The following is a 12,983-nucleotide window of genomic DNA, read 5'->3' as shown; positions in this document are numbered from 1 at the left end:
TCCGGGGCAGTCTCCATGCTTGAATGAACGGCGCCGATTCAATCGCGCACACTCAAGAAGGGCCGCGCGGCGGCCCGAAGTTCAGACGAGAAAAATGAACGAACTCAAATCACTGGATCAGCGGCCCATAGGCGGCCCGGGACCCATCCGGCGCACCGCACTGCACGACACGCTGGTCAGCCATTTGCGCGACATGATCATCGAGGGCGACCTTCCGCCCGGAACCCGTCTGCACGAGGGGCAACTGGGCGAGCAGCTCGGCGTATCGCGCACGCCGCTGCGCGAGGCGATCAAGTATCTTGCGAGCGAAGGCCTGGTGGAGCTCGTCCCGAGCCGCGGCGCCGTTGTCAAGCGCTTCAGCGCCAAGGATGTTCAGGACATGCTCACCGTGCTGCAGACCCTGGAGGAGCTCGCTGGCAGGCTTGCCTGCGAGGCCGCGACGGATGCAGAGATCGCCGAAGTGCGGGCGCTCCACGACGAAATGGTGCGCCGCTACGAGGCGGGCGACCGGATGCAATATTACAAGCTCAACCAGGACATCCACACCGCCATCGCCCGGCTTTCGGGCAATGCGGCTCTCGCCGACATGCATGCCATGCTGCAGACGCGGCTGAAGCGCATCCGCTTCATCGGCCATGAAGGCCCGGAGAAATGGGCCGCCGCGGTCGCCGAACATCAGGAAATGATCACCGCGCTCGAAGCGCGCGACAAGGCCAGGCTATCGAAAGTGCTGGGGCTCCATCTGACGAAGGCCTGGGAACGGGTGCGCGACGCGGTCTAGAGCGTCGACGCAAAAGCGAAATACGCCCTCTGGCCTGCCGGCCAGGGGGCATCACCGCTCGGCGCCGATCACTTCACCGCCAGCAGGCAGATATAGGCAAGCACCGTTACCAGCAGGCCACGGAAAGCGAAGCTGACACAGCGGTATTTGCCGCAGGCGATCGCCGCAAGCGCGTCCGCATTCTCGGCATATTGGCGGAAGAGATAGGCCTGATCGCCGGTCTCCGCCGCTCGGATGAAGCTGTCGCGATGGCGGGACCAGGCGCCCCAGAACAGCGTCGTGGAGGTGGTGCTCTTCCTCGGCAGAACCACGAGTATAGCCGACACGATGGAGAAGACCGAAGCAAGCGCAAGCATTGCCGACAGGGCCAGCGCCACGCCGCCGCCCTCGGCGTAACGCTGCCAGGAAAAGACGCTCCGCCCTTCTTGCGAAGTGACGAGAAAGGCGAACATGAAGGTGAAGATATAGGCCGCCTTCTGGTCCGACGTCTTTATCTGATCGGCGAAGACGTCGTTGACCTTCCTGATGTGATCGTAATAGGCGCCGAGTGCCACTTCCGACCCGGCTCCTTCACTTGGCAGATCGAGTTTGTACAGATTACCCCCGGCTTCCATTCGCCACTCCCCTTTATTCGTCTCCTCTTTATTACACTCGACGAGTAAAAACATCCGCCCAAAACTGGGCTCTTGACATTTCTCCCCTCTAAATTCACTGGATTCAGTATAACGAGGGGTGACAGAGAATGCGGGGAAGAAGAACGGGAGCATTGCTTGCCGCGGCGACGTTTTTTGCGCCCTTGTCTGCGCAAGCCGAGCCGGTACCGCGCCCCTCGCCGGCCGCCGGCTCCGTTATCGCCCGCAAGTCCGGCGAGGAGGTGCGTTTCGTCGACGTTTCCAGCTGGCGGGTCGTCGACCTCGCCCAGGATCTCATTCCCGGCGATGTGCTGCGCACCAATGCCACCGGCGCGCTCGCGGTCCTCTTCAGAGATCACACGCAGATAAGACTGGGGCGCAATACCGCGCTTCGCGTCAAGGAAATCGGCGCGGGCGACACGAAATTCGGGTTGGAATCGGGGACGATCTGGGCTCGGGCCGAGCGCGGCGGCGAGGGCCTGGTCATCGACACGCCGGCCGCGGCTGCCGCCATTCGCGGTACCGATTGGACGCTGACGGTCGGCCCCGACGGCAAGACCTCGCTCGTCGTTCTCGAAGGCGTCGTCGAACTCAGCAATGCCTATGGCAGCGTGACTGTGAAGCAGGGCGAAGGCGCCGTTGCGGCGATCGGCAGCGCACCGACGAAGATCGTGATCGTCACGCCGAAGGACCGCGAGCAGATGCTCTTTCATCTGTCGCTCCGCAACGCCTTCGTCTGGATGCCGGCCACGCCCTTCAGTGTTCCCGAAATGCGTCGGGAGCGCGCGCGCGTCGAAGCGAAACCCGCAGGCTTGCGCACGACCGAGGAGTGGCTGACGCTTGCGGAAATTTATCTTTCGCTCGATGGCCGCCACAAGGCTCAGGCCGCGCTTGCGGAAGCGGCGGGACGGGGACTGAGCCGGTCCCAGGCAGCGCGTGCCGATCTCGTGCGCGCATTGATCGCCGGCTCGTCCAACCGGTATGAAGAGGCGGCGCGCTTGTTCGACAGGGCCGAACGCGGCCTCGACCCGAGCCGCCGCACGATCGCGGCCTATGGCGGCTATTTCTCGCGCGGGCTCGCGAACCCCGAACGCGTCGAGGAGCCGCCGCGCAATGCCAGCGGCCGCTATGCGGGCATGGTCAGGGCCTGGACCGCCGGCTTCCGCGAAGACATTCCGGCGGCGATCGCAGTGATCAAGAGGGCCGAGCAGCAATATCCCGACGACCCGACCCTGCCTGCGGCACGCGCGCAGCTCGCCCTGCTGCTGGACGATCGCGACGAGCTTCGCGACGGCGTCGAGCGGGCGCTTGCGATCGACCCTGAAGACCCGACGGCGCTCGAGGCGCGCGCACATTACCGCTCTTACATCGAGAACGATCTTGATGCCGCCCTTGCCGACCTGAACAGGGCGCTCGAGACTGCCCCAGGCTCCTCGTCGATCTGGAACGCCCTCGGGCTGGTCCAGGGCGCGCGCGGCGACAATCGTGCCGCCGAGGCCGCCTTCAAGCAGGCGATCGCGCTCGATCCGCTCGATCCCGTCTCGCACGCAAACCTTGCGATACAATACATGGACGAGATGCGGATGGCCGAGGCGAAGCGCGAGATCGACGCCGCGCTTTCCGTCGATCCCTCCTTCGACGTGGCGCTCGTGGCGCGCGGCCGCTACCACATGCAGAACGGCGAGGCCGACAAGGCGGTGGAAGACCTGCTCGCCGGCTCGACGGCCAACCCGGCCTATTCGAACGCACAGCTGCTGCTCGCAGCCGCGCATTACGAGAAGGGCGACCGCGTTCCGGCAGCTCAGGCGCTCGACAATGCCGACCGGCTCGACCCGAACGATCCCGTCGTGGCGACGGTCAGAACCGCGATCGCGATCGATGCCTATGATGCCGACGCGGCCATTCGCAATGCTCAGGAAGCCCTGCGCCGCACCCGCGCCAAGGGCGGCGACACGGCGGCACTCGGCGCCAACCAGGAGCAAGGTTCGACGCTCAACGACGCCTTTCGCCTGCAGGGGTTGGATGCCTGGGGTCAATATTACGGCGACGCCGTCTTCGATCCCTTCACCGGCGCCAGCTATGTCGACCAGGCGGTGCGCGGCAGCGTCAACCCCTTCTTCAACGCTTACGATTTCACCGCCAACGCCGTCACGAACACGGTCAATACCACAAGCTTTTCCGCTCTCATCCAGGGGCTTCTGATCGAGCCGCATATGCTGGCCAGCCGCGAGCGAACGGTCAACCTGCTGCGTTCGCCCTTTTTCGAGACGGAGCTCGGCGGCGGGTTCATCGCCAATGAGGACCATACCGGATGGGTCGGGGAAGCTGCGGTTCGCGGATTTACGGTCTCGCCGTTCCCCATCAGCGTCTACGGTACGTTCCAGTGGGAGGAGCCGCGGGATACGGTTGAATCCGGAGGCGCGCGCCTGGAACGTGACCTGCGGATAATCGGAGGCAACGGCTACGTTACGGCCAGTCCGACGCCCGATGACCGCATTGTAGCCTTCGCGAACTATTCCGATATCGAGGAGACCCAGCAATTTCTGCCCGTTCCGCCTGACCTTGAGATAGGGGACGAGTCTTCCGGCCTCATTTCCGGGCTCGCATGGAGCCATACATTCGGATACCGCAACGTCGGAAACGCCGCACTCTTCTTCAAAGAACTTCGCTCTGGGGACAGCCTGAGCATTCTGGATGGGGCGGGCACTGAAACCAATCTCGATCTGGACGCAAGAGAGCGGACTTACATCGCGGCCCTTAACCATCTGTATGGAGATGGCGACCTGACGTGGCGCTATGGCGTCGAGGGCGGGAAGATTCGAGCAGACACCCGTACCCATTTCAGTTTGGTCCTACCGCCCCCCTCAGAAGTTGTGGACGACTATGAATATGATTCTGACACGCACGCCGTGGCTAAGGCGTATATCGACGGCCTGTACGAAATTACCCCCGACCTCAAGATAGAAGGCGCGCTGTTTGCCCGTTACATAGAGGACGTTAACGACGACGACATCCGGCTCGAACCGAAGCTCGGGGTCGCCTGGGCACCATCGGAGGGCCATTGGTTGCGCGCCGCCATTCAGCGCGAAGGGTATAATTTCGGCTCTGCTACGCTTGCGCCGGTCGGCATCGTCGGGCTGCAGCCCAACCAGTTCCTTATCGGCACGGAAGGCTATGCCGACACGCTGGCCTTGCGCTGGGATGCCGAATGGAGCGACTGGCTCTTCACCGCTGTCGACTACCAGCACCAGGAAATCCGCGACGGTTCGATTGCCACCCCAGTTACCAGCCCCTTCCTCCCACTGACGGATTTCCACTTCGACAAGGGCCGCCTCGACCGCGTGGCAGTAACCGCCAACATGGCGCTCGGACATGGATTCGGCCTGTCGGCGACGGTGGCCCGGATCGAAAGCGAGGACCTCTCGACCGGCGCCGGCGGCGATCTACCCTTTCTGCCTGAATATTCAGGCCAGGTGGCACTCACCTTTGTCAGCACAGCCAATGTCAAAACGACCGTCGCCGCCAACTATATAGGCGAGCGGGCCGTAGGTCCGATAACCCACGACGATTTCTGGACGCTCGACGCCGCTCTCCAATGGGAGCCCTTCGACAAGCGGTTCGAAGTCGAGCTCGCCGGCTTCAATCTTCTGGACGAGGAGTTCGAGGTGCGCGACGGGCTGCCCGGCTGGGGTCCCACGGTCAAGGGCACCGTCAAAGTGCGGTTCTGATGAACGACTTTCGCGAGCTTCGCCTTTCCTCCCGGCGGGTAAAGCTTGCCGCCCTGACGACCGTCGTGGCCGCCCTCGTCTCGGCTGTCTCGCTGACCGGTACGTGGTCGCTGGTGGACCTGCGCGCCTATGACTATCTCTCGATCTTCGGCCGGCCATCGCTACCGGAAGACGGCCCGGTCATCGTGGCCATCGACGAACCCTCGATGGCGGAGATCGGCAGTCAATGGCCCTGGCCGCGCGCGCTGCACGCCCGCCTGATCGAAGCCCTGAGGGCCGCCGGCGCCCGGGCGATCGGCCTCGACGTGATCTTCGCCGAACCGGCCGCCGCGCCGGAGAACGATCAGGCGCTTGCCGAAGTTCTCGGGCCGGATGTGGTGCTTGCCGGCGACGAGACGCTGATCCGCACGCCGCAGGCCGAGCAATTCGTGCGCATCGAGCCGCTACCCGCCTTTCTGGCACGGGGCGCGAAGGTCGGCATCGCCTCGGTCGGCCTCAGCGGCGACGGAGCGCTCCGGCAGATCCCCGCCTATCCGGACGGTTTCGCCGCAACGCTCGCGACCGTCGCCGGCGCCGAGCCGGCGGTGCCGCCGAGAAAGGCGCTGATGCAGACCTTCGGCCCGGCCCGGACCTATCCGACCGTTTCCTATTATCAGGCGCTCGATCCCGAGAATTTCCTGCCGGCGGGCACCTTCCGCGACAGGGTCGTCATCGTGGGCCTGAGCCTGCAGAACGCGCCCACCATCGCGGGTGGTGGCGTCGATGCCTTCCCCACCTCCGACACGGTCTTCTCACGCGGCCGCGTCGCCGGTGCCGAAATCCAGGCGACCATTTACGACAATCTCGTGCACCGGCTGTTCGTCAGGCAGGCAGGCGCGGGCATTGCCATCGCGGCGATCATCCTCGCCAGCCTGGCCGCAGCCCTTGCCGTCCTCAGGTCGACCAGCTGGAAGACGCTCGGTTACGGCGCCCTCGCCCTTACTCTGATCTTTCTTGCGAGCTACGGCCTGATGCGCCTCGGCCATGCGTTCGTCTCGCCCCTCGCCCCGGCACTCGCCTTTCTCGCCGTGGCGGTGGGGCAGGCGGGACTCGACTACGCGGACGAACGGCGGCGGCGGCGGGAAATCACCCGTGCCTTCGCGCAGTATCTCTCGCCGGCCCTCGTCGAGCGGCTGGCAAGCGACCCATCCCAGCTGAAGCTCGGCGGCGAAAGGCGGACGCTCACGGTCCTCTTCTGCGACGTTCGCGGCTTCACCACCATATCGGAGGACATGAAGGACGATCCCGAGGGACTGACGACGCTCGTCAACCGGCTCCTGACCCCTCTTTCGGAGGCGGTGCTCAACCGACGCGGCACGATCGACAAATATATCGGCGACTGCCTGATGGCCTTCTGGAACGCTCCCCTCGACGATCCGGACCATGCCGTCCATGCCGTTCAGGCGGCGCGCGACATGCTTGCCGCCCTCGGTGGTCTCAACGCAGAGCTGGAAGCCGAGGCGAAAGCGGCGGGGCGTCCGCCGAAGGCGCTGAGGATCGGCATCGGCATCAACACGGGCGAATGCGTCGTCGGCAATATGGGCTCGGCCCGCCGCTTCGATTATTCGGCGCTGGGCGATGCGGTCAATCTCGCCTCCCGCCTCGAAGGTGCCTCCAAGGACTACGGTGTGCCGCTGCTCCTCGGCGAAACTACTGCAACACTCGCCGCCCGGAAATTTGCGGTTGCCGAGCTCGACCGCATCACCGTCAAGGGACGCAGCACGGTCTCCCCCGTCTTCACCCTGGTCGACGGGGCTTCGGAACCGGCGCTCGCACGCCACCGCGCCTACCTCGCCGGGAAATACAGCGGCGAGATCGCTGCCGATGACGGTTTGTTCGGTGAACTCAAGGCGGCGCTGCCGCCGCTCGCGCGCTATTACGAGCGCGAGCGGGAACGGCTGCTGAAATAGCAGATAAGGGGCAAATCACGGGCTTGGCGCTCAATGCAAGCCGCCGAAGCCGGCCGCGAAAACCCTCCAGGTCAGAAAGGATCAACCGAAAAAGAAGGGGCTTTACTGATGCGGCTCAGCGCCCGCAGAAAGGCGTCTCACCTCAACGGCTTTTCGGTGGTGAAGAGCGCGGCGATGCTCACGCCATGCACGTCCGCGGGGAGGCATTCATCGAGCGGGAAGCGAGCCTTGTGGTGAGTAGAAGGTTCTCTACTTCTACTTGGGGACGCTGCTGTCTACCCCAGAAAAAACTTGCCCCGGCGGTGTGCGGAGCAGTGACCAGCCGGGGGATACGTGCTCTATATGGCACGGAGACCGTCTCGTTACAAGACCCACACCTAGTTTAGCAGCTGTCCTTCAGCAACCAGACCGCAATCCCTCCACCTGCCCCTTGCCGACATTCTCTCTGCGGATCGCTTCTCCACCTACTTGGGGTGGGCTCAGGGTGACATGGTCTTGGGCGAGCGCCTGTATAGCTATAACGTTCGACTATCCGCCGACTTCTACGCCTCTCTTCATATGATGGAGGTCGCCTTGCGGAACAAGGTGGACGGTGCCTTGACCGCTATGCATGGCGCAGCGTGGCTCCATAACCCCGCCGTATTGACTGATAAGTACCAGCAGGATTGCGTGGCGAAGGCCGAGCAGACGCTTCTCCGCGACGGCAAAGCCGCCACCCACAGCCAGATGATCGCGGAACTGAATTTCGGGTTCTGGAGTTCGGTGTTCGGTCGCTCCTCGAACCACCTCTGGGGAACGCTTCGCCCGATCTTTCAGACCGCCGGCCTCAAGCGCGCGATCATCGCGCAGAAGCTGCGTGACCTTCGCCGGCTGCGTAATCGGATCGCCCACTATGAGCCCATTCTCGCTCAACCGATTCCGACATTGCACCAAGACATCCTGAACCTCACCGCATGGATGTCTCCGGTCGCGTCCGCGTGGATCACGACCCATGCGCTTGCCGCCTACCCTGCCACCCCGGTAATCATCAAAGACGCTGCCGGCGTTTCCATATTCGATCAGGCCCTTGCGGGCCATCTCCCCGTGTAGGTGCTCACGGGCAACTCGAGACGAGCGCCGGAGCGGTCGAGATCAAGAGACCCCCAGCAGCCGCTCGACCGTGGCCTGCTCCTTCGCCAGCGCCTCCGGCGTTCCGCTCCAGGCGAGCCTGCCGCGCTCCAGGATGATCACCCGGTCGGCGAAATCAAGGGCGCTCTGGATGCGCTGCTCCACCAGCAGGATGGTCATGTCGCCGGTTTTCGCGAGCTCGGCGAAAGCCTTCATCAGTTCCTCGCAGATGACCGGCGCCAGTCCTTCGAGCGGCTCGTCGAGCAGCAGGACCGAGGGGCGGCCGAGGATCGAGCGGGCGGTTGACAACATCTGCTGCTCGCCGCCGGAAAGCTGCAAGCCGAGGTTTCGGCGTCGCTCGTAGAGGCGCGGGAACATCTCATAGGCCTCGCTCAGCGCCGTCTTCGGCCGGCCCTTGAGACCGACGAAGAGATTTTCCTCAACCGTCAGGGACGGGAAGACGCAGCGCGCCTGCGGCACGAAGCCGAGGCCTTTCAGCGCGCGTGATGCGCTCGGCAGCGTGGTGACGTCGGCCTCGCCGATACGGATGCGTCCGCCGTAACGGCGCGTCTGCCCGGCGAGCGTAGCGAGCAGCGTCGTCTTGCCCATGCCGTTGCGGCCGAGAACCGCAAGCCGCGCGCCAGCAGGCACCGAAAAGGAAATCCCCTCCAGCACCCGCGTCGGCCCATAGCCGGCGGAGAGATTGTCGACCTCAAGCGGCGCTGCCGGCATCGGCATAGCTCCCGAGATAGGCTTCGCGCACACGCGGATCTTTGGTGACGTCGGCTGGAGAGCCGTCGAAGATGACCATGCCGGCAGCAAGCACGATCACGCGCTTGGCGAAGCGGAAGACGAGATCCATGTCGTGCTCGATCATCAGGACGGCAAGGTCATCGGGAAGTTCGGCGAGCGCCTGCTCGATGCGGCCCGTGTCGCTCTGCGGCACGCCGGCTGCCGGCTCGTCGAGCAGCAGCACCTTAGGTTTGAGCGCCAGCGCCACCGCGATCTCCAGCAGCCGCTGCTGGCCGTAGGCGATCTGGCGCACCGGCCGGTGCGCCAGATCGCGAAGGCCAAGCTTGCCAAGCAGGCTACCGGCCTCTGCCATCACCCCGGGCATCGCCAGGAAATTGCCGAACATGCGGCCCGCCCGGCCGTCGCGCTGCAGGATCGCGAGCGCCACGTGCTCGGCGGGCGTCATGTCCTGGAAAAGGCGCGTCACCTGGAACGAACGCACGAGGCCGCGGTGCACGCGGCCGATCGCGTCGATATGGGTGACGGTTTCGCCGCCGATCCGCACCTCTCCGGCATCCGGCTTCAGATTACCGGTGACGAGATTGACGAAGGTCGTCTTGCCGGCACCGTTCGGGCCGATCAGGGCGACGCGGTCGCCCGGTGCCATGGAAAGGCTGACATCGTTGGTGACGGCGAGACCGCCGAAGGAGCGCTTGAGATTTCTGGCTTCGAATATGGCGCTCATCGGCCCGCCCCCCATCGCCGCGCGAGGATTTCTGCGACCGTGCCGTAAAGCCCTTTCGGCGCAAAGAGCACGACCGCGATCAACAGGGCCCCGACCATGGTCAGCCAATGGAACGGGTTGGCCGCCGAGACGAGATCTTCGAAGAACATGAAGACGATCGTGCCGGTAAGCGCCCCGAAGAGCGAGCCGGTACCGCCGAGCACGAGCATCACCAGGCTTTCGGCCGAGAGCGTGAAGGAGAGGCTGTCGAGACCGACGACCTGCGTCGAGACGGCGTTGAGCGCCCCGCCGACGCCGGCGACCGCGCCGGAAATCACATACATCTTGAGGATGGCGATCGTAGGCGACGCGCCCATCGCCCGAATGCGGATCGGGTCCTCCTTGATGCCGCGGCAGAGCATGCCGAAGGGCGAGCGCACGACGAGGCGCAGGAGCACGAAGACGATTGCGAGCAGCACGACGCCGAAGACATAGGCCGTGCGGCCCCAGAGGTCGAAGGCGAAAAGGCCGATGAGCGGATCGGGCGCGATGCCGGCCAGTCCGTCGCTTCCCCCCGTCCAGGACGAGGCCTTGTTGGCGAATTCATGGAACAGATGGATGAGCGCTATCGAGAGCACGAGCTGCGGCAGACCGTGCGCCCGAAGGATCACTACCCCGCAGGCGAGCCCCGCCACCGCACCGCCGAGAATACCGGCGGCGACCATGAGGAGCGGATCGGTAATGCCGAAATGCACGGCCGCGATCCCGGCGGCATAGGCACCGCTGCCGAACAGCGCGGCATGGCCGAGGGTCGCGACGCCGCAATAGCCGGTGACGAGATCGAGCGAGAGGACCAGCAGCGCGATCGCTATGATGCGGGTGAGCAGCGCGAGATTGTTCGGAAAGAGCAGGTAGCCGATGGCGGCCAGCACGAGGATCAGGGCGAGGCCGGCAAGATCGTGGCCGAACCCCCGCCTGCCCGCAGAAAGTGCCGTGGCTGCTTCGTTCATCGTTGCCATGGTCACCTACTTCATCCTCCCGGCAAGGCCGCGCGGAAACACGCAGACGATGGCGATGACGGCGAGATAGAAGAAGAACTCTCCGAATTCCGGCATCAGATAGCGCCCCGTCGTATCGATGCCGCCGAGCAGGAGGCAGGCGGCAAGTGCACCCGGGATCGACCCTGCTCCGCCGACGGAAACGACCACCAGGAAGGTGACCATGTATCTGAGCGCATAATAGGGCTCGACCGGCAGCAGTTCCGCGCCGACGACGCCGCCGAACGCGGCAAGCCCCACGGCCACGGCGAAACTCACGGCATAGACGACGTCCGTGCGCACTCCGAGTGCCGCCGCCATCGCCGCATTGTCGACGGCGGCGCGGAGCTTGACCCCGAAGGCGGTTTTCTCGATGGCAAACCAGAGGGCTCCGGCAACGGTGAGGCCGCAGACGATCGCGAAGATCCGGTGCACGGCGATCGAGCGGAAGCCGAGATCGGCGGAGCCCTCGAGGCTCGGCGGCAGCGGGATCGTCTTGAGAGTCGGGCCGAAGACGTAGTTGGCAATGCCGATGATGCAGAAGGTGATACCGATCGTCATCAGCACCTGAGTCAGCTCCGGCTGGCCGTAGATGCGGCGGTAGAGCAGGCGCTCGATCGGGATGGCGATGACGATCGTGCCGAAGACCGCGATCAGCACCGCGACTCCGTAGCCGAGCCCGAGATCACGCGCCGCATAGGATGCGATATAGCCGCCGATCATCGCAAAGGCGCCGTGGGCAAGATTGACGACGCGCATGAGGCCGAGCGTGACCGAAAGGCCGATCGAGATCACGAACAGCACCATGCCATAGGCGAGCGCATCGACGGCTATGCTGGAGATGGTTTGCATGAGCGCATCCTAACGGTGTGGCAAGGCTTCACCCTCGATCCTCATTCCGGAAGGCTTCCGCCGAACCAGCAATGCAACCATCGCATATGGCGGCTCCGATGAACCGGTCGAGATGATGGCCGCCGATCATTTCACCGCGGCAAGACCCGGATCGCCCTGTTTCTCGAAGGTCTGGATTTCCTTATTGTAATAGGTTCCGTCATCGGCCTTGGCGACCTCGCGCAGATAGATGTTCTGAGTGATATGGCGCGATTCGGGATCGATCGACACCGGCCCGCGGGGGCTTGTCCAGGAGAGCCCCTTCACGGCATCGACCGCCTTCTGGGCATCCTGCTCGCCCCCCGTCGCCTCTATCATCTTGTAGATGACATGCAAGCCGTCATAGGCCCCGACCGCGGGGAAGGAGAGCTCGGCCGGATTGCCGATCGCCTTGGCGGCCGCCTCGACGAAGGCCTTGTTTTCCGGCGAGTCATGCGAAACGGCATAGTGAAAGGTCGTCTGCAGGCCGAGCGCGGCGTCGCCCAGCGCCGGCAGGTCGGACTCCTGGGTGAGGTCGCCCGGCGCGAAGAACTTGATGCCGCCATCCTTGAGGCCGTTTTCGTTGAACGCCTTGACGAAGCCGAGCGTCGTCGGGCCGGACGGCAGGAAGGCGAAGACGCCTTCGGCACCGGAATCCTTGATGCGCTGCATGATCGGCGAGAAATCGTTGGTCGACAGCGGCATGCGGATCGCCTCCACGATCTCGCCGCCCACCGCCTCGAAGCCGGCCTTGAATGCGTTCTCCGCATCGACACCCGGGCCGTAATCGCTGACCACGGAGATGATCTTCGAGACGCCGGCATCCTTCGCCACCTTGGCGATCGGCGTGGATGTCTGCCAGAGCGTGAAGGAGGTGCGCACCACGAGCGGGCTCTTGGTGACGATCGCCGACGTGGCGGCATTCATGATCACCAGCGGCACGTTCGCCTGCTCTAGCAGCGGCGTGACGGCCATCGCGTCGGGCGTGAAATAGAAGCCGGCGAGATATTGCACGCCTTCCTTTACGACCAGCTCCTGCGCCAGCGCCTTGGACTGGGCCGGGTCGGCCTGCGGCACGTCGCGGTATAGGATTTCGATATCGTCGTCGCCGACCTTGGCGCCGTTCACCGCCATATAGGCGTCGATGCCTGCCTTGAAGTTCTTGCCCTGCAGCGCAAAGGGACCGGAAAACGGTCCGACGACGCCGACCTTGATCGTATCCGCCTGCGCCGCGACGCTCGTTGCCAGAGCCGCGAGCGCGGCCAGAATGAGCCTTGTCATATTTCCTCCCCCGCGACGCCGCTACTCCCGGCCGGCATCGCTTCCTTTTACATCAATCGCAATCGACAGCGGGCAGTCTGCCATGTCAAACGGTGATGCAAAAATGAAATATGGGCGGAAATCCATAATCCCCCGGTTATTG

The 12,983-nt window shown here is 64.3% G+C and carries 10 protein-coding genes; 4 read left to right on the top strand and 6 right to left on the bottom strand.

Translation table 11 applies throughout. From position 1 onward, the window contains the following. Positions 1-94: 94 nt before the first annotated feature. Entirely contained in the window at positions 95-781 is a 687-nt protein-coding gene (locus tag CN933_RS11745) for a GntR family transcriptional regulator (protein ID WP_018096160.1), read from the top strand. Positions 782-849: 68 nt separating this feature from the next. Here CN933_RS11745 and CN933_RS11740 read toward each other — a convergent pair whose 3' ends face one another. Continuing rightward, positions 850-1,395 carry a Pycsar system effector family protein gene (locus CN933_RS11740; RefSeq protein WP_018096159.1) on the bottom strand — a complete coding sequence of 182 codons (546 nt, stop codon included), beginning with the start codon at positions 1,393-1,395 and terminating at the stop codon, positions 850-852. A 128-nt stretch (positions 1,396-1,523) separates the two neighbouring features. Between CN933_RS11740 and CN933_RS11735 the strand changes: the two genes are divergently transcribed. The 3 genes from CN933_RS11735 to CN933_RS11725 all read left to right on the top strand — a co-directional run bounded on the left by CN933_RS11735 (position 1,524) and on the right by CN933_RS11725 (position 8,179). Beyond that, positions 1,524-5,141 carry a FecR domain-containing protein gene (locus tag CN933_RS11735; protein WP_102761603.1) on the top strand — a complete coding sequence of 1,206 codons (3,618 nt, stop codon included), beginning with the start codon at positions 1,524-1,526 and terminating at the stop codon, positions 5,139-5,141. Next, complete coding sequence (locus CN933_RS11730) at positions 5,141-7,090, top strand: CHASE2 domain-containing protein (RefSeq protein ID WP_102761602.1); 1,950 nt, start codon at positions 5,141-5,143, stop codon at positions 7,088-7,090. The genes CN933_RS11735 and CN933_RS11730 overlap by 1 nt, the downstream gene beginning before the upstream one ends. A gap of 489 nt (positions 7,091-7,579) precedes the next feature. Further along, a complete protein-coding gene (locus tag CN933_RS11725; RefSeq protein WP_234841193.1) occupies positions 7,580-8,179 on the top strand; it encodes a hypothetical protein in 600 nt (199 codons plus the stop codon). A 42-nt stretch (positions 8,180-8,221) separates the two neighbouring features. Here the strand turns inward: CN933_RS11725 and CN933_RS11720 are convergent, their stop codons facing one another. The 5 genes from CN933_RS11720 to CN933_RS11700 all read right to left on the bottom strand — a co-directional run bounded on the left by CN933_RS11720 (position 8,222) and on the right by CN933_RS11700 (position 12,841). Then, the gene (locus tag CN933_RS11720; protein WP_018096155.1) at positions 8,222-8,929 is read right to left on the bottom strand and encodes an ABC transporter ATP-binding protein; all 708 of its coding nucleotides are present in this window, start codon (positions 8,927-8,929) and stop codon (positions 8,222-8,224) included. After that, positions 8,910-9,674, bottom strand: coding sequence for an ABC transporter ATP-binding protein (locus tag CN933_RS11715; RefSeq protein ID WP_102761760.1), 765 nt, complete (start codon positions 9,672-9,674; stop codon positions 8,910-8,912). Before CN933_RS11715 ends, CN933_RS11720 begins: the two co-directional genes overlap by 20 nt. Further along, positions 9,671-10,672, bottom strand: coding sequence for a branched-chain amino acid ABC transporter permease (locus tag CN933_RS11710; protein WP_102761761.1), 1,002 nt, complete (start codon positions 10,670-10,672; stop codon positions 9,671-9,673). Before CN933_RS11710 ends, CN933_RS11715 begins: the two co-directional genes overlap by 4 nt. Before the next feature lie 6 nt (positions 10,673-10,678). Then, positions 10,679-11,542 (bottom strand): branched-chain amino acid ABC transporter permease, encoded by an 864-nt coding sequence (locus tag CN933_RS11705; protein WP_102761600.1) that lies wholly within the window; start codon positions 11,540-11,542, stop codon positions 10,679-10,681. Between the two features lie 126 nt (positions 11,543-11,668). Then, positions 11,669-12,841, bottom strand: coding sequence for an ABC transporter substrate-binding protein (locus CN933_RS11700; protein WP_018096150.1), 1,173 nt, complete (start codon positions 12,839-12,841; stop codon positions 11,669-11,671). Between the last annotated feature and the right edge of the window lie 142 nt (positions 12,842-12,983).

It is taken from the genome of Sinorhizobium sp. M4_45, from assembly GCF_002885915.1.
Classification (GTDB): domain Bacteria; phylum Pseudomonadota; class Alphaproteobacteria; order Rhizobiales; family Rhizobiaceae; genus Sinorhizobium; species Sinorhizobium meliloti_A.
The sequence above is the reverse complement of the archived record's forward strand: the minus strand, read 5'-3'. Positions and strand labels throughout refer to the sequence as shown.